Annotated in this window: 20 protein-coding genes; 6 read left to right on the top strand and 14 right to left on the bottom strand. The window is 42.7% G+C overall.

What is annotated here, in order from left to right; translation table 11 throughout:
- Window positions 1-6: 6 nt before the first annotated feature.
- Complete coding sequence (locus tag IGK85_RS12600) at window positions 7-1,863, bottom strand: beta-glucoside-specific PTS transporter subunit IIABC (protein ID WP_005234172.1); 1,857 nt, start codon at window positions 1,861-1,863, stop codon at window positions 7-9.
- A 213-nt stretch (window positions 1,864-2,076) separates the two neighbouring features.
- Window positions 2,077-2,232 carry a hypothetical protein gene (locus tag IGK85_RS12605; protein ID WP_008380736.1) on the bottom strand — a complete coding sequence of 52 codons (156 nt, stop codon included), beginning with the start codon at window positions 2,230-2,232 and terminating at the stop codon, window positions 2,077-2,079.
- A 98-nt stretch (window positions 2,233-2,330) separates the two neighbouring features.
- On the opposite strand from IGK85_RS12605, the gene IGK85_RS12610 reads away from it, so the two are divergent.
- Window positions 2,331-3,152, top strand: a complete 822-nt coding sequence (locus IGK85_RS12610; protein ID WP_008380735.1) for an MBL fold metallo-hydrolase — start codon at window positions 2,331-2,333, stop codon at window positions 3,150-3,152.
- Window positions 3,153-3,187: 35 nt separating this feature from the next.
- On the opposite strand, the gene IGK85_RS12615 is transcribed toward IGK85_RS12610, so the two are convergent.
- The 6 genes from IGK85_RS12615 to IGK85_RS12640 all read right to left on the bottom strand — a co-directional run bounded on the left by IGK85_RS12615 (window position 3,188) and on the right by IGK85_RS12640 (window position 9,475).
- Window positions 3,188-4,075, bottom strand: coding sequence for a MurR/RpiR family transcriptional regulator (locus IGK85_RS12615; RefSeq protein ID WP_008380734.1), 888 nt, complete (start codon window positions 4,073-4,075; stop codon window positions 3,188-3,190).
- 125 nt (window positions 4,076-4,200) lie between these two features.
- A complete protein-coding gene (locus IGK85_RS12620) occupies window positions 4,201-5,379 on the bottom strand; it encodes an MFS transporter (protein WP_035006986.1) in 1,179 nt (392 codons plus the stop codon).
- 289 nt (window positions 5,380-5,668) lie between these two features.
- Window positions 5,669-7,435, bottom strand: a complete 1,767-nt coding sequence (locus IGK85_RS12625) for a 1-deoxy-D-xylulose-5-phosphate synthase (RefSeq protein WP_008380732.1) — start codon at window positions 7,433-7,435, stop codon at window positions 5,669-5,671.
- Between the two features lie 408 nt (window positions 7,436-7,843).
- On the bottom strand, window positions 7,844-8,011 hold the full coding sequence (locus IGK85_RS12630; RefSeq protein WP_005234163.1) for a hypothetical protein: 168 nt from the start codon (window positions 8,009-8,011) through the stop codon (window positions 7,844-7,846).
- A complete protein-coding gene (locus IGK85_RS12635; protein ID WP_231472762.1) occupies window positions 8,004-8,297 on the bottom strand; it encodes a zeta toxin family protein in 294 nt (97 codons plus the stop codon). Before IGK85_RS12635 ends, IGK85_RS12630 begins: the two co-directional genes overlap by 8 nt.
- 170 nt (window positions 8,298-8,467) lie before the next feature.
- A complete protein-coding gene (locus IGK85_RS12640; protein WP_008380731.1) occupies window positions 8,468-9,475 on the bottom strand; it encodes an aldo/keto reductase in 1,008 nt (335 codons plus the stop codon).
- A 253-nt stretch (window positions 9,476-9,728) separates the two neighbouring features.
- Here IGK85_RS12640 and IGK85_RS12645 point away from each other — a divergent pair, with 253 nt between their 5' ends.
- Window positions 9,729-10,175 carry a MerR family transcriptional regulator gene (locus IGK85_RS12645; RefSeq protein ID WP_005234159.1) on the top strand — a complete coding sequence of 149 codons (447 nt, stop codon included), beginning with the start codon at window positions 9,729-9,731 and terminating at the stop codon, window positions 10,173-10,175.
- A gap of 140 nt (window positions 10,176-10,315) precedes the next feature.
- On the opposite strand, the gene IGK85_RS12650 is transcribed toward IGK85_RS12645, so the two are convergent.
- The 5 genes from IGK85_RS12650 to IGK85_RS12670 are packed head-to-tail and all read right to left on the bottom strand — an operon-like array spanning window position 10,316 to window position 14,688.
- Complete coding sequence (locus IGK85_RS12650) at window positions 10,316-11,389, bottom strand: ABC transporter substrate-binding protein (RefSeq protein WP_005234158.1); 1,074 nt, start codon at window positions 11,387-11,389, stop codon at window positions 10,316-10,318.
- Complete coding sequence (locus tag IGK85_RS12655) at window positions 11,386-12,222, bottom strand: ABC transporter permease (protein WP_005228535.1); 837 nt, start codon at window positions 12,220-12,222, stop codon at window positions 11,386-11,388. The genes IGK85_RS12650 and IGK85_RS12655 overlap by 4 nt, the downstream gene beginning before the upstream one ends.
- A complete protein-coding gene (locus IGK85_RS12660; RefSeq protein ID WP_005234157.1) occupies window positions 12,219-13,028 on the bottom strand; it encodes an ABC transporter permease in 810 nt (269 codons plus the stop codon). The genes IGK85_RS12655 and IGK85_RS12660 overlap by 4 nt, the downstream gene beginning before the upstream one ends.
- Window positions 13,029-13,040: 12 nt before the next feature.
- On the bottom strand, window positions 13,041-14,129 hold the full coding sequence (locus IGK85_RS12665; RefSeq protein ID WP_005228533.1) for an ABC transporter ATP-binding protein: 1,089 nt from the start codon (window positions 14,127-14,129) through the stop codon (window positions 13,041-13,043).
- A 16-nt stretch (window positions 14,130-14,145) separates the two neighbouring features.
- Window positions 14,146-14,688 carry a helix-turn-helix domain-containing protein gene (locus IGK85_RS12670; protein ID WP_008380724.1) on the bottom strand — a complete coding sequence of 181 codons (543 nt, stop codon included), beginning with the start codon at window positions 14,686-14,688 and terminating at the stop codon, window positions 14,146-14,148.
- Between the two features lie 386 nt (window positions 14,689-15,074).
- Between IGK85_RS12670 and IGK85_RS12675 the strand changes: the two genes are divergently transcribed.
- The 4 genes from IGK85_RS12675 to IGK85_RS12690 are packed head-to-tail and all read left to right on the top strand — an operon-like array spanning window position 15,075 to window position 18,047.
- Entirely contained in the window at window positions 15,075-16,064 is a 990-nt protein-coding gene (locus IGK85_RS12675) for an acryloyl-CoA reductase (protein ID WP_008380723.1), read from the top strand.
- A complete protein-coding gene (gene coaB / locus IGK85_RS12680; protein ID WP_008380720.1) occupies window positions 16,061-16,810 on the top strand; it encodes a phosphopantothenate--cysteine ligase in 750 nt (249 codons plus the stop codon). Before IGK85_RS12675 ends, coaB begins: the two co-directional genes overlap by 4 nt.
- 32 nt (window positions 16,811-16,842) lie before the next feature.
- On the top strand, window positions 16,843-17,400 hold the full coding sequence (gene coaC, locus IGK85_RS12685) for a phosphopantothenoylcysteine decarboxylase (protein WP_008380717.1): 558 nt from the start codon (window positions 16,843-16,845) through the stop codon (window positions 17,398-17,400).
- A gap of 2 nt (window positions 17,401-17,402) precedes the next feature.
- Window positions 17,403-18,047, top strand: coding sequence for an ECF transporter S component (locus IGK85_RS12690; protein ID WP_005228527.1), 645 nt, complete (start codon window positions 17,403-17,405; stop codon window positions 18,045-18,047).
- Between the two features lie 66 nt (window positions 18,048-18,113).
- Here the strand turns inward: IGK85_RS12690 and IGK85_RS12695 are convergent, their stop codons facing one another.
- Complete coding sequence (locus tag IGK85_RS12695; RefSeq protein WP_008380714.1) at window positions 18,114-19,334, bottom strand: hypothetical protein; 1,221 nt, start codon at window positions 19,332-19,334, stop codon at window positions 18,114-18,116.
- Window positions 19,335-19,398: the final 64 nt, after the last annotated feature.

A 19,398-nucleotide genomic window follows, 5' to 3' on the forward strand; every position in this document is an offset into this window, starting at 1 on the left:
TTCCTCCTAAACTTTGACCACAAGTACTTCCTCTTCTTTAGCTACCAAACCTTCTTTCACACGTTCGACTGCGGTATATTGTGGTGTATTGGTAACGATGATCGGTACTTGTGTGACATATCCTGCAGCTTTTATCTGCGGTACATCAAACGTCAGCAATCGCTGCCCTTTTGTAACTTTTTGCTCTGCTTCTACTAAAGCATCAAAATACTGACCATTTAGTTCCACTGTGTCTAAACCGACATGGATCAACAATTCGATTCCGGTGTCTGAAACCAAGCCAATCGCGTGTTTGGTAGGAAAAACAGCAGCGACTTTTCCATCAAAAGGCGCAATGACTTCACCGATGGGTTCATCGACGGCAAATCCTTTTCCGAGTGCTTCAGAAGCAAATGCGTCATCTTTGACTTGATTCAACGGAATCACGATTCCCGGTACAGGATTGATCAAGCCGGTATCTTCTAGTACTACTGCTTTCATCTCCGGAACATCAATTGTCACTTTTGTTTCATATTTGAAACTTAAGACATAGGTAACGGCCCCACTCACCACAGCTGCAATCACCAATGCGATAATGATGTTCCAAAAATAGCGCATCGTATCATCACCGATATATAGTAAGACTGCTGGGAGACCAGACGAACCGGTCGCAAAGCGATGCGTATTGGTCAAGCCAGCATACAAACCACCAGAAGCCCCACCAATCATTGCCGCAACCAACGGATATTTTTTGGGCAAATTGATGCCATATAAAGCGGGTTCGGTAATCCCCATGTAGGCAGTGATTGCCCCTGATACCGCCAACTGCTTAGTTTTTTTCTCTTTCGTACGCAATGCGACAACTGCTACTGCGGTTGCTTGAGCAATGTTTGAGACCAATGCCCCTGGACCAAAAATACTGTCATACCCAAGTTCTGCCATTTGCATCACCCCTAAAGGAGCAATCCCATTGTGCAATCCAAACATCACCATGATTGGCAAAAAGCCCCCAATCAAAACCGCTGGAACCCAGCTAGCATGGACACTTAAGAAGGTAAAGAATGTTGCCAAATAACCACCCAAGATACTACCGATCGGTCCAAATAGCGAGAAGGCTAATGTACCCATTATCAAGAATGTTAGCATCGGAACAAAAACCAGCTCCACTGATTTTGGAATCACTTTGTTCAAAAACTTTTCGACATACGATTGGAAAAAAATCACGATCAGGATCGGAATGACTGATCCCGTATAATTTGCTAATGTAAAAGGAATAACCCCAAAAAAGTGAACGGGTTCGCCTGCTGTGACCAAGGCACCCCAATTAGGATGCATCATCATAGCAGCCACTGAAGCCGCTAAAATCGGATTGCATCGCAATTTTTGTGCCACAGTGAAGGCCAGGATCATTGGTAAGAAGAAGAAAACACCATCTGCAAAAAGATTCAGCATGTAATAGGTTTGCGAATCAGCCGTGATCACATCAAAAACGATCAATAAAGCCAAAACTGCCTTAACCATTCCGGCACCGGACAGTGCGGGAATAATTGGTTGAAACGTTCCTGCCACAAAATCGATCACTGCAGCTGCTGGTCCTTTTTTCTCCCCAGGTTCCGACGCCCCTGATGATTGAAGCGAAACCAATTTTGTGACTTCTTCATAGACATCTTTGACATGTGTTCCGATCACGACTTGATGTACCCCTGCGTTATTAATGTATTTGGCAACCCCATCGAGTGCCTCTAGTTCTCCTTGATCTATACGCTTTTCTTCATTGACTTTAAAGCGCAATCGGGTTTGACAGTGATAGGCATCCGTGATATTTTCTTGTCCCCCCAGATACTGGACGATTTTTTTTGCTAATGATTGATAATTTTCACTCATACATTCCACCCCTAAATAAATTTCAAAGAAAATCTATGTTGTATGTGCTTACCGGTATAACATACTGTTCTTTCTGCCAGCAATGTACCATTTATAGAGAGCGTTTCTAATATATTTTCCTAAAGACGAAATGGATTTCATCTTTTCATTAAAAACCGCTCTTTTTTCGAAATCCATTCCATTAAAAGACCAAACATCGCCTTGACGAAGCCACTAGAAACAATGATATAATTTACTAGATGATTGTGTTACTTTTGATTTATCGCGATCATAATAGGCTTTTTCAACGTAATGGACCCACCAACCGAAAAAGAGCGCCCCGATGATCCCGCAACAACGGATCAAACCACTGCTTCTTCCCCCAACCATTGAAGCAATCCTTACTGAATCAACGATTTGGTCTAGCCTGTTATGAACGGCTATTCTAGGTTGGATTTATAAAAAACAGGCGAAGGGAACGAAGAAACATGACAAACGCGAAACAAGCAATACCCCCAAAAACGATTTTCTTTCATGAAGAAGCTTTTCAAAAAACAGATCAAACGATCATTCGCTGGTTAGGAAACTCCGGTATTCTTCTAAACAGCCGTGGTACATGTATCATGGTCGATCCGGTCTTAGAAGGATTTGACCTGCCGTTACTGATCGATCTGCCAATCAAACCGGCGGCAGTCCCTCACTTAGATGCGGTATTGATCACCCATTCAGATAATGATCACTACGGCATTCCGACGATTGAAAAATTAGTCCCGGTTACCGATAGCTTCCATGGACCCAAATATGTTGCCGAACTTATGCAAGAGCACTTTCAAGTTGCTGCCCAAGGTCACGAAATCTATGATTCATTCACCGTTAAAAATTTGGAGATTTCTTTAACAAAGGCGTATCACCTTTGGCAAAATGAGACGACAAAATTTGACCGTGTCTTCCAAATTGAGGACTATTGCGGCTTTTGGATCGATACTCCGGATGGTTCCTTGTGGATTCCTGGCGATTCTCGTCTTTTACCAGAACAATTAGAGATGCCTCAACCAGATGCGATCTTATTTGACTTTAACGACAACGCTTGGCATATCGGCTTTGAGAACGCCGTGAAACTGGCAAATACCTATCCTCATGCTGAATTGATCCTCTCCCATTGGGGAACAGTGGATGCTCCGCATATCGATGCTTTTAATGGGGACCCTGAAGCTTTGTACGATCGGATCGTCAATCCGAAACGGATTCGTCTAGTTGCTGCCGGTGAGCCGATCGAATTGAAATCAACCACTTCCAACAATTTAGAATAGGAAAAAAGGACTACACCGTTTTTGGTGTGGTCCTTTTATTCTTCTGCCATCTCTTTAAACGTCGTTCTTCGACTCGTTTCTAAATAACGAGCGTTGCTGATTTTCATTTGGATATTCTCCTGATAATCGAGGGAAAAAATCTGAGCAAACAAAACCGTCAAAAGGAATTGAATCGATTCTTCTGTGGAAAAATTTCCGATTTTAGAATATAGTTTTTCTCGGCTAGCAATCGTCAAGACGATCGTCGAATAGTCCCGCAAATAGTTGTCCCCACCACTCGTAAGACTGATAATTGGCACACCATTTTTCAGCAATGTTTTCACATTTTTCATAGGATAGGTCTCTGAATTATTGCCAGAATAAGAGATAAGAATGGCACAATCCTGCGGGGTCAGCGTTTGGGAAATCAAGCCCGCTTCGTCCGTATCCGCAACAAAGGCTTTTTTATGAATCGTGTTTAAGTTGCGTTTAAACAGCTGCCCGAAATACGAATTTGGACTACGCCCATAGATGACAACGTTTTGAGCGCCATTGATTAGTCGAGCGGCTTGATTCAGGTCTTTTACCGTCATAAGTGCCGCTGTTTCTTTAATCGTCTGCATGCGCAAGTTCGCCAAGTTTTCAATGATTTCTAATGTGTCTGCCGCCTCACCAAAAGGGATATTCACATCGATCGTTGCTGAGCCATCATCAAAGTGTGCCAGTTCATGCACGAAGGCATACACAAATTCTTTCCAACCGGAAAAGCCAAAATATTTTGCAAAACGGACTAACGTCGGCTTTGAGGTATGGGTCAGTTTTGCGATTTCTTCCATAGTATACTCACTGACTTTTTCCCGATTGCCTAGTAAAAAATCACCGATCGTCCTTCTTGCATCATTTTGTTTAAACGCTGCTTCTTCAATTTTTTGAAAAAGATACATCTGGTTCTCCCTTCTGATTGCTGCTGTTAGTTTTACACGTCCCATTCATTCACGTTTCTTTCTATCTAAAAGCACTGAAAGTGATGAATTGAAGACAGAAAAGCGTGGAGCACGCCAGCGTATGCCTACCCTCGTTCAAAATACAAAAAGAATTTATTTCCCAAAAGGGCGATCATACCAATCAGACATAGCATGCCCCCTGATAAGATCATCTGCATCCCTGCTGTTTCATTGCCGCTGACTAGTATCAGCAAGCGTGATGCATAGGGTGCGAGCGTGACCCCTAAATTGTAAGCAACGATCGAGACGATCGTGCCAAACTTAGCTTCTGCTTCACCACCAGTCGTCAGCAAGTGGGTGAAAAAAGGCATGATGCTGCGAAAGGCAAAGCCTAATAATAAAGAACAACCCAAGAGTAGCCCCACTGTCTGCAATGGATAAGTCAAATAGATGCTGCTTCCTGCAAGCAATGCCGCAATGGGCAGCAACCAGCGATGTAGGCGACTGTATATCAAGCCAAAGGCATTGCCGGCGATAAATGCTCCCGTCGCAATGGCGGCAATCATGTTACTGCCTTCAGTGGCGTCCCCGATTCCTTTTTCCAATAACAATGGTGTGATCTGTAAATTGTAATTAATAAATAAGACAACGATTAGAAACAAGAGCACACCCAGAACGAATGATCGCGGTTTCCGTTCTTTTGAAACCGTGACGTTCGCCAATAACGTCTCATTAGTCACAGCCTGTGTTTCGTTTGGAATAAACAGCTGGACAAAGAAGAGACTGATCAGGGCAAAGCCATAAACCAAGAAGGACATTTCCCAACTGATTTTCACTAGCTGCCCAACCAGCAAAGTCATAAAGATACCACCTAAACCACCGACGGCACTTTCTAATCCAAGAGCTTTGGCTTTCTTTTGCGGCTCATTTTGAAACAGCAAACTAATCATTTGAATCGCCAAACGATTGAATAAGCCGATCCCGAAGCCAAGAATCCCTCGAGAAAGAAACAAGACGGGAAAGCTCCCCTGATACCATGCCGGCAGCGTGCCAAAAACCGCCACAATGACCAAGCCGGTGACCATCGTGTATTTTTTGCCGATCCTTTTTTCGATCATGCTGGTAGTAAAAATCCCCAGTAAAAGAAACAATGATGGAATCGTGGTCAGTAACCCAATGTAGACCGCATCAACTTCTGGAAAGCTTGCCGCAATCGCTGGGACATTGGCAGAAATCGCCGGTGCCGAATAGACAACCATTGCCACCGACAGCAGTGCCAACAACTTCATAGAAAAAAATTTCATAAATACCCCTTTCCTTAAAAACACCTTTTCTTCCTTGTCTCTGAACACAATAGTCCAAGATGACAAAGTGATCCTTTCACTACCTTATTATTCGCCAGATTGTCCTCGTTGACCAATGCTTAACGCGCTTGGGCTTTATGCTTGAAAAGCATTGGTCTTCTGTATTTTACTAGGTTTCTATGGCGATTGCTGGAACTCATTTATGTTTGTCTAAAAAAAGAAACCTTGCAGTATGTTTTCTGCAAGGTTTCCTTCTTTTCATAAATCGACTGTAACTACTCAGAATGCTTTAGTGAATTGATTGCTGTAACTGTTCCATAACGTCTTTCGTAATTGTCTCAACGGTGATACCAAGTTCAGATAAAACGTCCGCTGCCCGGTAATTATCATAAAATTTCTTTTCTAAGCCATAGTTTTTGACGACAATCTCACGATCACCCAGGTAGCTGGCAATCATTTGTCCATAGCCACCCTCTCGTATGCCATCTTCCAACGTGACAACGAGTTTGTGTGATCGTGCCACAGCATCCAACAACTCTTTGTCGACCCCTGAAATAAACTTAGGATTGATCACCGTTGGCGTAATTCCATGTTGCATTTTCAATTGTTCTGCGATCTCTTCCGCTAGCGCATAAAAGTTCCCAACACCGACGATGGCTACCTGCGTGCCAGCTTGAGTCACTTCATTTTTTTGATCACTGTAGTCAGTAGAGACTGTCACTGCCATTTCGTTGACAGGTCCAACCGGTACCCGGATCGCAACTGGTGCGTTGGTTTGTTCCAGCGACCAATCCAACATTGCCAGATATTCTTCTTTAGAGGTTGGCGCAAGATAAATAAGGTTGGGAATATGTGCCAAAAATGGAATATCAAAAATTCCCAAATGGCTCTCGTCATTCATGCCGTGAATCGATGCACCATATACCAGAATCGTTCCAGGCAGATGATTTAAGGCCAAATCATGGGAAATTTGATCAAAACTACGTTGCATAAAGGTAGAAAAAACGGCCCAGACAGGTTTTGCTCCATTTTTTGCTAACCCAGCAACCATCGATACCGCATGTTCTTCTGCAATACCTACATCTACAAATTGTTTGCCTGCTTTTTCTCTTTGTTCCGGAGAAAAAAGCAGCATCGGTGTACCAGCGTTTACTGCCACGACTTTAGGATCTGTCGCCATTTTTTCTAATAAATAATCCGTCGTTAAGCTGTTGTATGTTACTTGATTGCCCCCAGCAGAAATATATTCGCCTGTTTCTAAACTAAAGGGACCGCCTGCATGAAACTTTTCACGATTTTCTTCCGCAAACTTGAAGCCTTTGCCTTTGATCGTATGAATGTGTAATAAAACAGGATGATCAATGTCTTTCACTTTTTCAAATAAAGCGATCAAGGCAGCGAGATCATTTCCTTCATCCAAATAGTGGTACTCAAAACCAATCGCTTTGAACAGATTGTCTGCTGCTTGCCCCTTGGTTTCCCGCAATGTCCGCAAATTCTGATACATCCCCCCATGATTTTCTGCAATCGATTGGTCATTGTCGTTGAGGATCACGATGGTATTGGTGCCTAATTCCACGATATTGTTCAAGCCTTCAAACGCTAAACCGCCTGATAGAGAACCATCGCCAATCACAGCAACGACGTTATACGTTTCATTTTTTAGGTCACGGGCTTTCGCCACACCATTTGCCAACGAAACTGAGGTGGAGGTATGACCGACCGTAAAGAGATCGTGCTCGCTTTCTTTCGGATTTGTGTAACCAGAAACCGCATCATACTGCGAAGCATCAAGAAAGGCATGGGCGCGTCCTGTCAGCATTTTATGGATATAAGTCTGATGAGACACATCAAAAATCAGCTTATCTGTGGGAGAATCAAAGACTTTATGCAACGCGATCGTCATCTCAACCATCCCCAGATTGGGGCCATTATGCCCCCCATGGTGACTGATTTTTTCCAATAAAGCAGTTCGTGCTTCTACTACCAGTTCTTGAAGTTGCCCATTGGTCAATTCTTTTAACTCTTTAGGGCTTTTGATTTTTTCTAATAACATGTACGTACCTCCTGTAGTAATGTTTGAATGATTCGTGTGTTTACTCACAAGGAAAAAGACACGAAGTCGAAATGAGTAGATCGTTCTCTGGAATAAAAAAATGCGGCAATCGGAGCTAGACGCTCTTTTTAGAATTCCTGTTAAACCGAGAAATAGCAAGTTATCCTAAAGGGGAATCGTGATTTTTCTGAGTTTCAACAATCGCTGCTCATTTCTTCTATCTAAAAAGATACCACCTAGAGTTGACTTTAGGTCAAGCACTTTTTGTGAATTTATTCTATTTTGATCCTAACATTACGGCACGCCGCCATAATGATATAAAAAAAGATAAGAAGCGCTTGCTTCTTATCTCGGGTTTTACTTGTTCAATGGTCATTCTTAAGAAACCTAAATTTTTTCATTGACCACTTATTCTTCTTTCTCTAAGCCAACAAGCACTCGCTGTTTACGATTCGATTCTTCTGCAACAAAGTTTAAAACTGTTTTCAGTTCGCTAGGCGTTGCCTTTTTCTGTAAGATCGAGAAGTTTCGATGATATTTTATCATGATTGTTTCTACTTTTTCTTTCTCAGTCATTGAGCTTCTCCTCCAATTCTTCCTTTGTGTATGTTAATGGCAAAGCGAACGATACATTGTCAACTGCCATCAACGTATGAGAATGGCGATTTTGAAAATCTTTTATAAAAATATTAACGGTCACATTTTCTTTATACAATTCCTTCATTTTAATCAAGTTATATCTTGATTGAAAAAAAGCATTTATAAAATGTTCTTTAGGAACAAAGCGTCCTTCTATTTTTTCACGTTGCTTCGTATAATTCCAAGCAATAAAAGGATCTTGATAGATATAATAGATAAGCACATCATAATTCTTTTTTAAGCATCGCGCAATATTTTGATCAGCTTTTTTAGTGGGTAAAGCAAGAATCATTTATTGCGAGAAGTAAGATGGCAAAAATTTCTGTTAATGAACTATACGCAAAAAAACAGACTACATTCGTCATGCAGTCTGCTTTCCAACTTTTTCTTAATTTAGTGTTTGTCCCACTGTTTTCCGAAAGATTGTTGTTGTGATTCGACATGTCCTCGATGGCCATATACAGGTATTTGATTCAATTGGTTTTCAATTACTTGAAACTCGGTATCTGTAAGCTGTACATCCCAAGCAGCTAGATTTTCCAAAATCCTGCCTCGATTTTTTGATCCAGGAATCGGCACTGCATTCGGGTACTTGTGAAGCATCCACGCCAATGAAATTTGGGCATTTGTCGCCTGCTTTGCTTGAGCGACTTCTGCTAGCATATTTAAAATCGGTTGATTGGCTACGAGGTTTTCTTTAGCCAGCTGAGGGACGAATTTGCGAACATCATCCCCTTCAAAGGATGTATCTGGTGTGACTTTTCCAGATAAAAACCCACTAGCGATTGGTGAAAAAGGAACGACGGCGATCTCGTTCTCAAGACAATAGGGGAAAATCTCTCGCTCACAATCACGCTCAACCATTGAATAGAGATTTTGCACAGCACCAACGGGGGTAATCCCATGTGCTTTAGCAAGTGTCTCCACGGAAACTTGTGAGAGTCCCCATTCTCTGATCATACCTTCTTTGATCAATCGTCCCATCACCTCAGCTATTTCTTCTATAGAAATCTGTTCATTGATTCGATGAAGATAATAGAGATCAATATAATCGGTGCGCAGTTTTTCCATTGAAGCAACCAAATGGTTACGGATGGCTGTGTAAAGAGTTGTGCTTTCATTCACTTCTTTTTCGTCGAGATGATACTTGGTGGCAAGAACAACTTTGTTTCGAAAAGGCGACAGTGCTTTACCCACCAACTCCTCATTATGTCCAGAATAAAACATTTCTTTTCCATAAGCTTCTGCTGTATCAAAAAATGTACAGCCAAATTCGTAAGCTTTGCGAATAGATGCAATACTCTCTTTTTCTTCTGGCACCTTTCCATATCCGTGAGAAAACCCCATACACCCCATTCCGATTGGCGAAACTGCTAAACTTCTGATTTTTCTATTCTTCATATTATAATTCCCTCCTCCATCGATACTTTGTGTGCTCGCTAAGCTAGCTAAACTTTAGCATCTTCGAGTCACTCGAAGTCAAGGAGTTTCTAACAATCATTTTTCTTCCACCTTTTTTCTTTTTGAGGCTCTCAAATAGGAAGCTACTTTTCTCCACAAAATTATCTGTGCTATAATACGCGATATAAAAATAAAATGATCTACAACAGTTTTTACTAATACGTTCAAACGACTTGCTTGACTACAGCAAATTATGAAAGGCGTGACCAACATTTACTCTATCAAAGAAGCAGCCACGATCACTGAATTGTCTGAACACACGATTCGCTATTATACCGATATGGGTTTGGTTCCTAGTTTGATCAGGGACAAAAACAACAGACGGGTTTTTAATCAGACTTCCATCAATTGGTTAACTGGTATCAAGAATTTGCGCGAAACAGGCATGTCTTTAGAAGCCATTAAGCATTATATTTCGCTTTGCCTCCTTGGCGATTCGACGATCAAAGAAAGAGCCTACATCATTCAATCGCAAAAAGAAAAAGCGCTCGTTAAACTTACAGAAGCGCAAAAACGAGTCGCTTATTTAGAAAAGAAAAGCAATACCTATCAAGAGCTCATCAACCAGAAAACAGCTTCTAACGATCCATTGAATCCGGCAACTTGGGAGGAGGAAGCAGTATTGCGGAATAGAACTTGAATGAAGATATTTTACCAATGATTTGGATCAATAGACACTTAATTTTTTGATGATTATATTCGTATAGTGCTGAAATAGACTATTCATTACTAAAAAACTGCCATTAAACAGGATTCATTCCCTGCTTAATGGCAGTTTGCTTATTTCCGATACATCTTCAATTCCAAGAACAAATCGTTATAGATGCCAAGATACTCAGCACCTAAGTTTTCATAGACTTCGAGGTGTTCCATCAATTCATCGGATGGATAGAACTGTTCGTCTTCGGTGATCTCGTCAGGCAGTAATGCCATGGCTTCTTGGTTAGGTGTGGAATAGCCGATGTACTCTGCGTTTTGTGCAGCATTCTCGGGTTCTAGCATAAAGTTCAAGAAGGCGTAAGCACCGGCTTCGTTTTGTGAAGTCTTAGGAATGACCATATTATCAAACCACAAGTTGGAGCCTTCCGAAGGGATCACATAATGAATGTGTTCATTTTCGTACATCATGTCGGCTGCTTCCCCAGAAAATGTGACCGCAACCGATGCTTCTTCATTGGCCATGTACATCTTGATTTCATCTGCGACGATGGCTTTGATATTTGGGGTCATGGTCCGCAACTTATTGAATGCCTCTTGCAGTTGATCATCGTCTTTGCTGTTAAGAGAATAGCCTAAGCTGTCCAAACCTAATCCCATTACTTCACGCGCGCCATCGATCAGCATGATGCTGTTTGCTAATTCGGGTTTCCAAAGATCGTCCCATTGGGTGATCTCACCTTCATCAAAGAATTTATCGTTATAGACGATCCCCAGTGTTCCCCAGAAATAAGGGATCGAATATTGATTGCCCGGATCAAAACTCAGGTCTAAAAAGCGAGGGTCGATATTGTCTAGCCCTTTGATTTTGCTGTGATCCAATGGTTTTAAAAGATTTTGTTCCATCATTTTCTCAATCATGTATTCACTCGGTATGGCGATGTCATAGGACGTACCGCCTTGTTGGATCTTCGTGAACATCGCTTCATTTGAGTCAAAGGTTTCATAATTGACTTTGTAGCCAGTCTCTTCTTCAAACTTACTGATCAAATCAGGGTCGATGTAGTCGCCCCAGTTGTAGATGTTGACGACCTCAGCACCTGCCATACCAGAGGTGCGTTCCAATTCACGGACACCAAAGAGCAAGATCAGGACGATCGCAACAATACCGATAATCAGAGATTGTAGTCGTTTCATCGCAGATTTGCCACCTCCACACGGCGGTTTTTACGTAATTTCTTCGCGCCGTTTTCTTTACTGATAAAGTAATAGCCTACCACCAGAATCATGGAGAATAAGAAGACAAGTGTGCTTAATGCATTGATTTCTAAACTGATTCCTTGACGTGCTCTAGAATAGATCTCTACTGATAAGGTACTAAAGCCATTGCCCGTCACAAAGAATGTCACGGCAAAATCATCAAGTGAATAAGTAAAGGCCATGAAATAGCCGGCGATGATGCCCGGTGTCAAGAAAGGCAAAATGATATTTTTGATGACTTGAAAATTATTCGCGCCTAAATCACGGGCAGCATCGATCATTGAATCGTTCATCTCTTGCAATTTCGGCAAGACCATCAATACCACGATCGGGATACTAAAGGCGATATGCGAAAGCAATACGCTGAAAAAGCCTAAGCTAAACCCACGGAACAAGTTGCCGATCATCGTAAAGAAAATCAAGAAGCTGGCACCAATGATGACATCTGGTGAAACCAGCAAAATATTATTTAAACTCAACAAGGCCGTTCTCGTTCGGCGCTTGCGGGTATAGTAGATGCCCATCGCACCAAATGTGCCAATGATCGTTGCCAGTAATGCTGATAAAAATGCTAGCATAAAGGTGTTCAACACGATGATCATCAAGCGGGTATCTTGAAAGACGGATTGGTAATGTTCAAAAGTGAAACCCGTAAAAGCATTCATGGTGCCTCCTTCATTGAAGGAATAGAAAATCAAATAAAAGATCGGCACGTACAAAAGAATAAAGACGACGATCAGATAAAGATTCGACCAGCGAAATTTTTTCATTTACGTTGCCCTCCTTTTTTCTTTTCTCCCGTAAACAACATCACGAGGAACATGGCGATGATCAAAATGACGCCGATGGTCGAACCCATGCCCCAATTTTGGGTAACGAGAAAGTGCTGCTCGATTGCCGTACCAAGCGTGATCACGCGATTGCCCCCAATCAAACGGGTCAACATGAAGAGGGAGAGCGATGGAATGAAGACGGCTTGGACGCCGCTTTTTACCCCGTTTAACGACAGAGGGAAAATCACTCGTCGAAACGTATCATAGCTGTTTGCCCCTAAATCGCGACTGGCACTGATCAAAGAGGGATTCATTTCTTCTAAGGCATTAAAAATCGGCATGATCATAAAGGGCAGTTCGATATAGACGGCAACCGTCAAAAAGCTAAAGTCGGTAAACAAAATCTGCTTTGGTCCAACACCCATGATTTCTAGAAAATTGTTGACACTACCGTGAATGCCGAAGATGCCAATAAACGCGTAGGCTTTTAACAATAAGTTGACCCACGTTGGTAAGATGATCAACAGCAGCCACAAATCTTTGTGACGCAGCTTAGTTAAGAAATAGGCTGTCGGGTAGCTGATCACTAAGGTAATCAAGGTGATCAAAAAGGCATACCAAACCGAGTTTAAGGTCATGATCAAATATTTGCCAGAACCTAAGTAGCTTTGATAATTGACCAGCGAAAAGTTGCCGTTCATATCAAAAAAGGATTGGTAGATGATCAATAAGACTGGTGCAATAACAAATAGCAATAACCAAAAGACATAGGGTATCGCATAAAAACGACGCATTTTCGTCATTTGCTTTCCCTCCTAATCTTCGTAGCTCTCTAAACGAGCATCAAAATCTTCTTCGGACTCATTGAAACGCATGACGTGGATGTCTTCTGGTTCAAAGGAAAGCCCAATCTTGCTTCCTTCAGTGGCTTTTCTTGTAGAGTGAACCATCCATTCGTTGCCTTGTTCGTCGTAACAAATGATTTCGTAATGCACGCCTCGGAACAATTGCGTGTCTACTTCAACGACCAGCTTGCCTTTTTCCGCCGTCGTCAAATTCAAATCTTCCGGACGGATCACGATCTCAACGGCTTCATTCGGCCGCATCCCGCCATCGACACATTCAAATTGCTTGCCGACAAACTCCACTAAGTTGTCTTCGATCATCGTGCCTGTGACGATGTTGCTTTCACCGACAAAATCCGCCACGAAATGGTTGATTGGTTCATCGTAGATATCCACTGGTGTTCCGCTTTGGACGATCTTCCCTTTGTTCATGACGAAAATCTCATCACTCATGGCCAACGCTTCTTCTTGGTCATGGGTGACAAAAATAAAGGTGATGCCTAGTCGCTGCTGCAATTCCCGCAGCTCGTATTGCATGTCAGTTCGCAATTTCAAGTCCAATGCGGACAATGGTTCATCAAGAAGCAATACTTTGGGTTCATTGACGATCGCTCGTGCGATTGCGACCCGTTGGCGTTGACCTCCTGACATTTCGCTGATTTCACGATTCTCATAACCAGGAAGTTGTACTAACCGTAACGCTTCTAAGACTTTTTTATTCACTTCATCTTTTGGTAATTTTTTGATTCGCAGACCAAATGCCACATTTTCAAAAACGTTCATATGTGGGAATAAGGCATAATCTTGAAAGACAGTATTCACTTGCCGTTGATTGGCAGGAACGTCATTAATTCTTTGTCCATCAAAATAAACGTCGCCTTCTGTTGCGTCCGAAAAACCCGCAATGATGCGTAAAATAGTTGTTTTTCCACAACCTGAAGGACCTAACAATGTATAAAAGCGACCTTCTTCAATATCAAAACTCACTTTTTTCAAAACTGTTTCATCATCATCAAATCGCTTCACCACATTGTTGAATGAAATTATTGTTTTTCCCACACTCTTTCCTCCTGTACTATAAATAAGAATCCGTCACGACTACGAGCACACGGCTTTTTTTGCCGGCGATATTTTTTAATTGATGCGGCTCAGTCGCCTGATAATAGATCGATTGGCCTTTACGAGCCTTGTACTGCGTTTCTCCTAACGACAACGCCACACTGCCCTCTAAGACATAGATAAATGTTTCTGCTAACGATGGTTCAAAGGTCTTGTATTCGCCGGCTTTATCAAAAGTCAGCAAGACTGGCTCCATTTCTTTTTCATTGGAATCGGGAATCAGCCATTTCAATTCATAGCCATTTTCTTCATCATAATAAAGCGTACTGTCTTCTTCGCGATAAACCACTTGATGCTGCGCATTTTCTTCTCGGAAAAATTCCTCTGGTGTCACGCCTAAAACTTCTAAGATCGTAAAAAAAGTTTCCATAGAAGGCGAACTCAAATCACGTTCCAACTGTGAGATATAGCCTTTCGTCAAATCGGTCCGCTCGCCTAATTCTTCTTGGGTCAAATTCTTTTGAACGCGCAAATTGCGCAGCTTCTCGCCAATCTCCATGTTCATTCCCCCTTTTATTGACACAACTGCAAGTAAAAAAGTTTGCTATAAGTAAACTTCATGTTTAATTTCACTTTTTCTAGTATACAAATAATTGCAAAAAACACAAGCCTTTTTTCTTCATTTCTTTGAATTCTTTTCTCCCTAATCAAAAAAAGGAGTGATGCTAAATGCTTGTGCTATAAAGGAAACGATTGGCGGTCCCGTCATTTTCGCTTTTCACAGGTTTAAAAGAACATCTTCTATTTTAACGAAGAAAAGGTAGATTTAATAATGATCTGTTTTTACTGATTTTTTGATAAGAAGCCCTGCCTTTTCTTGCTTCACTGGTTAAAAAAATAAAACTTATGGTATTATGAGTACAAACCATCAAAGGAGTGTCTGAAATGACGAATTTCTCTACCTTTCGTGTCATGAATGAACCAAATTTTACTGCTTCACTCACAACTGCAACCCTTGACGAGCTGCCAGCAGGCGATGTGCTTGTCCGTGTTGATTACTCAGATGTTAATTACAAAGATGCCTTGGCAGCAAATGAAAATGGCGGCGTGATTCGCACGTATCCGATGACGCCGGGAATCGATTTAGCAGGGGAAGTCGTGGACAGTCAGTCTGCTGATTTTGCCCCAGGCGATCAAGTTTTAGTGACTGGCTATGGCTTAGGGGTTTCTCACCCAGGCGGTTACAGTCAATTTCAACAGGTCCCGGCCGAGTGGCTCGTAAAACGTTCTGCTGGTTTTTCAGCGAAAGACAGTATGACCTATGGCACGGCTGGGTTCACAGCAGCTTTAGCGGTGCAAGAATTAGAGCAGCTGCACTTAGCAAAAGACGCTGCGATTTTGGTGACAGGTGCGAGCGGTGGCGTCGGCAGTGTCAGCATTGCCTTATTGAAAAAACTGGGCTATACAAATATAGTGGCGCTATCTCGTAAAACCGATGCGCAATGGTTGTTAGACCTAGGCGCAGCAAAAATCATCCGTCCGGATGAAGTGGTACCCGAAAAGGTCAAACCATTAGCAAAACAATCGTTTGCAGCGGTCATCGATACTGTTGGCGGTCCATTGCTTGCGGCAGTGCTTCCGCAAATCGCTTATGGGGGCGGTGCCTTCTTATGCGGCAATGCTGGTGGGATCAAAATCGAAACGACTGTCTTACCCTTTATTTTGCGTGGGATTCGCGTAATTGGGATCGATTCAGTCAATGTTTCCCATGAGATCCGCACGGCATTATGGGAGAAATTAGCGGGTGAGTGGAATGTGATCGATCAGCTTTACACGAAAGCCATCACTTTGGAAGACTTACCAGAAACGTTGGCAGCTTTATTAGCTGGCACGCACCAAGGACGGACGATCGTTGAGGTGTCACAAGGGCAATGAGAATTTTGATTACGGCTGGCGGTACTTCCGAAAAAATCGATGATGTCCGTGCAATCACGAATCATTCCACGGGTTCACTTGGTCAAGCGATTGCCAATGAATGGCTGCGGTACCCTGAGGTGACCATCGATTACGTTACGACGAAAACTGCCAAGCAACCGCCTACCGATCCACGAGTTACCTGTCATTTCATTGAAGGGACCACGGACTTGTTGGGGCAATTGACCGATTTATTGACGACCCATTCGTATGCTGCCGTGATCCACAGTATGGCAGTTAGTGATTTTACCCCTGCTGCTCATTTTTCAGAAGCAGCCTTTTATGAAGCAATCAACGATGCCCTACCGACTTATGACAACCAGGTCACTCCGGCATTGATGGCACACGTGCTCGCACAATCTGAAGCAACGGCAGGCAAAGTTTCTTCCAATACGGATCATTTGTTTTTAGTGTTGAAGAAAACCCCGAAAGTGATCCAAACCATCAAAGCATTACAGCCGACAACCTTATTAGTCGGATTCAAATTATTAGTAGCCGTAGCGGAAGACGAGTTGTTCGCTGTCGCACGAAAAAGTTTGCTGGCTAGCCAAGCGGATTATGTGTTGGCCAACGACTTGACGCAAATTTCAGGAAATCAGCATGTTGGCCACCTTTTGACACAAGAAGGACAAATCGGGACTGGTCGCACAAAAGCTGAGATCGCAACCTTGATCGTTGACACATTACGCAATGACCTGCGTGCTTAGCTAGATGTTTTTTTAGAAAAGGAGAAAGAATCATGAAACAAAAACACGTTCTGCTTGGCGTCAGCGGCAGTATCTCTGCATACAAAGCAGCCGACCTGACCAATGAATTAACCAAAAAGGGCTATGCAGTGGATGTCTTAATGACTCAAAATAGCACACAATTTATTACGCCTTTGACGTTACAGTCATTATCCAAACGCCCGATCCATGTGGATGTTATGCAAGAGCGCCAACCAGATCGGATCAATCATATTGAACTAGCCAAACAAGCCGATCTTTTCTTGCTCGCCCCAGCCAGTGCTAACAGTATTGGCAAGCTGGCGCATGGGTTAGCCGATGATTTGATCTCAACAGTTGCCTTAGCGTTGCCGTTATCCGTGCCCCGCTTGATTGCACCAGCCATGAATACCGTCATGTACGAAAACCCGATTGTTCAAAGAAATTTGGGGATTTTGAAAGAAGTCGGCTTCCAAGAGATTGAACCCCGTGAAGCGTTACTGGCTTGCGGTGATTTCGGCAGAGGCGCATTAGCAGCAACAGAAACGATTCTCGAAAAAGCATTGACTGCTTTGGAAGTACGGAGTGTCTAACAATGAAAAAAATATCAACTTTTGAACTTGTCTTAACAGCTTTCTTTTTAGGAATCTTGATTCTTTTAGCATCGGTACCCTTTCTTGGATTTATTCCCTTAGGACCAATCAATGCGACAACGATGCACATTCCTGTCATCATTGCTTCCATTGTATTGGGCCCTCGGATCGGCGGCTTTTTAGGCGGTGCCTTTGGGATCATCAGTATGGTACGTTCGACGTGGATCATCACCCCGCTTTCTTTTGTCTTCTCTCCTTTCGTACCGATTTATGGGAGTGATCAAGGAAGTTGGAAAGCGATCCTCGTAGCGCTGATTCCCCGTATTTTGATTGGTGTCGTTCCTTACTTTGTTTATAAGGGCTGTCAAAAAATCTGGAAAAACAAACAGCAAAGTCTTTCGCTACTAATTGCTGGTGTTGCCGGAGGTTTGACGAATACGATTCTGGTAATGAACTTGATCTACTTCTTGTTCCAGCAAGAATATGCGGAGGTTGTGGGGAAAGCTGGCAATGCTGTTTATGCAGCGATTTTGGGTGTGATCTTCGCCCAAGGTGTACCTGAAGCCATTGTAGCGGGAATCGCCACGATGGCAGTTGGAACCGTCCTTTTGCGCTTAGTCATGAACCGCAAAAAAAATCGTATCTAAAAAAATAGCGACCGCCTAAAGTTAGCTTTTTGGCTAACTTAGGCGGTCGCTTCCCTTTTGAGTGACTCATAAACTTTGTGTCATCTGGAGTGCTTCGACAAGCTCTTGATACTGCTCTTGGGTCAAATACTCTTCATAAAATGTCAGATAATCATCGATATCTGCTTGGGTCAAATAAGGCAGCTCTTGCTTGATTTGCAGTAGCAGTTCCTCGAACTCCTCATCCGTCAGCATATAAGAAGACCAATCATCGGCTTCATCATAGCTATCCCAGTACTCATCATCATAATCATTCTCATACCCATCGTCATAGCTGTCATCCCAGCCATAATCATAGGGAGAAAACAATTCTTCTGGGTCAATCAATTCTTCCGCTGTGGGGATCGCAACGGCTGTATCACTTTTCTTTCCTGTAAAAGTCACCGTAGCTCCGATAGTCGTTTGCAGCTCATCCGCTTGCACGAAGTGAAAAGCCATTTTCTGCTGATTTGTTTTCGTATTGACGGTCATAGCTAAGTCAAACTGCTCGACTTCTTCCAGCATCGTTTCTAATTCGGCGACTTGCTTTTGATCGGCACCGTGTTCTTGGGCATAGGTTGCATAATCTGCCAATTCTTCTTTGGTAAACGTATGGCTGATCGTATCTCCATCTCTTTTGAAAGCATCCGGTTCGAAGGTTTTCAAATAGTCTGCAAATGTCTCATTATGAAAAAGACTGTTCATGGTAAAGAGGTTTTCAGGCGCTTTTTCTGCTTCGGTCGTCCCCTCGCCGTCCTCTGCAAAAGTTCCTTCGCCAAAGTAAGAATCTAAGGTTTCTTGATCGATGCGCAGGTATTTGCCTTCATATTCCGCAGCGTCTGGTTTTGTCCCATAACTGTCACTACCAAATGCGCTGATATACCCTTGCAGTGTTTCATAGATTTCAGCTGACACATACGCTTCTTGTTTTTCAGGATCGACGATCAGCTTGATCGGCAGCTCCTGCCCCCCATAAGCGACTGCCAGATTGAGTAAAATCGCTTTGGTTTCCTTGTCTTGGACGAAGTCCCCTTTAAATGACGAGCCGACTAACTGTGACATCAACATAGAGGCATACCTATCGGCTTCTTGACCGTATTCGCTGCTGTTGCCTATCTCAAAGGTATCGATCGTCGCTTGGAATTCACCAGCATTCGTTGCTTGCTGATTCGTTAACTGTTCGGCAAACTGTTCTTGCGGTAATTTCGTACAACCACCGAAAAGAAAGGCGAACCCAACAAACAAAATGACGCATCCCCACTTTTTCATCCTGCTCACTCCTTTTCGTTTATTGTACCGAAGACTGCGAAAGCTTACAATCATAAGCTCTTTT

The organism is Enterococcus sp. AZ015, assembly GCF_050499225.1.
GTDB classification, from domain to species: domain Bacteria; phylum Bacillota; class Bacilli; order Lactobacillales; family Enterococcaceae; genus Enterococcus_D; species Enterococcus_D entomosocium.

Coding starts and splice junctions, on each gene's coding strand:
- IGK85_RS12600 (WP_005234172.1), bottom strand. CDS start 1,863: ATGAGTGAAAATTATCAATCATTAGCAAAAAAAATCGTCCAGTATCTG.
- IGK85_RS12605 (WP_008380736.1), bottom strand. CDS start 2,232: ATGGTTGGGGGAAGAAGCAGTGGTTTGATCCGTTGTTGCGGGATCATC.
- IGK85_RS12610 (WP_008380735.1), top strand. CDS start 2,331: ATGACAAACGCGAAACAAGCAATACCCCCAAAAACGATTTTCTTTCAT.
- IGK85_RS12615 (WP_008380734.1), bottom strand. CDS start 4,075: ATGTATCTTTTTCAAAAAATTGAAGAAGCAGCGTTTAAACAAAATGAT.
- IGK85_RS12620 (WP_035006986.1), bottom strand. CDS start 5,379: ATGAAATTTTTTTCTATGAAGTTGTTGGCACTGCTGTCGGTGGCAATG.
- IGK85_RS12625 (WP_008380732.1), bottom strand. CDS start 7,435: ATGTTATTAGAAAAAATCAAAAGCCCTAAAGAGTTAAAAGAATTGACC.
- IGK85_RS12630 (WP_005234163.1), bottom strand. CDS start 8,011: ATGACTGAGAAAGAAAAAGTAGAAACAATCATGATAAAATATCATCGA.
- IGK85_RS12640 (WP_008380731.1), bottom strand. CDS start 9,475: ATGAAGAATAGAAAAATCAGAAGTTTAGCAGTTTCGCCAATCGGAATG.
- IGK85_RS12645 (WP_005234159.1), top strand. CDS start 9,729: ATGAAAGGCGTGACCAACATTTACTCTATCAAAGAAGCAGCCACGATC.
- IGK85_RS12650 (WP_005234158.1), bottom strand. CDS start 11,389: ATGAAACGACTACAATCTCTGATTATCGGTATTGTTGCGATCGTCCTG.
- IGK85_RS12655 (WP_005228535.1), bottom strand. CDS start 12,222: ATGAAAAAATTTCGCTGGTCGAATCTTTATCTGATCGTCGTCTTTATT.
- IGK85_RS12660 (WP_005234157.1), bottom strand. CDS start 13,028: ATGACGAAAATGCGTCGTTTTTATGCGATACCCTATGTCTTTTGGTTA.
- IGK85_RS12670 (WP_008380724.1), bottom strand. CDS start 14,688: ATGGAGATTGGCGAGAAGCTGCGCAATTTGCGCGTTCAAAAGAATTTG.
- IGK85_RS12675 (WP_008380723.1), top strand. CDS start 15,075: ATGACGAATTTCTCTACCTTTCGTGTCATGAATGAACCAAATTTTACT.
- coaB (WP_008380720.1), top strand. CDS start 16,061: ATGAGAATTTTGATTACGGCTGGCGGTACTTCCGAAAAAATCGATGAT.
- coaC (WP_008380717.1), top strand. CDS start 16,843: ATGAAACAAAAACACGTTCTGCTTGGCGTCAGCGGCAGTATCTCTGCA.
- IGK85_RS12690 (WP_005228527.1), top strand. CDS start 17,403: ATGAAAAAAATATCAACTTTTGAACTTGTCTTAACAGCTTTCTTTTTA.
- IGK85_RS12695 (WP_008380714.1), bottom strand. CDS start 19,334: ATGAAAAAGTGGGGATGCGTCATTTTGTTTGTTGGGTTCGCCTTTCTT.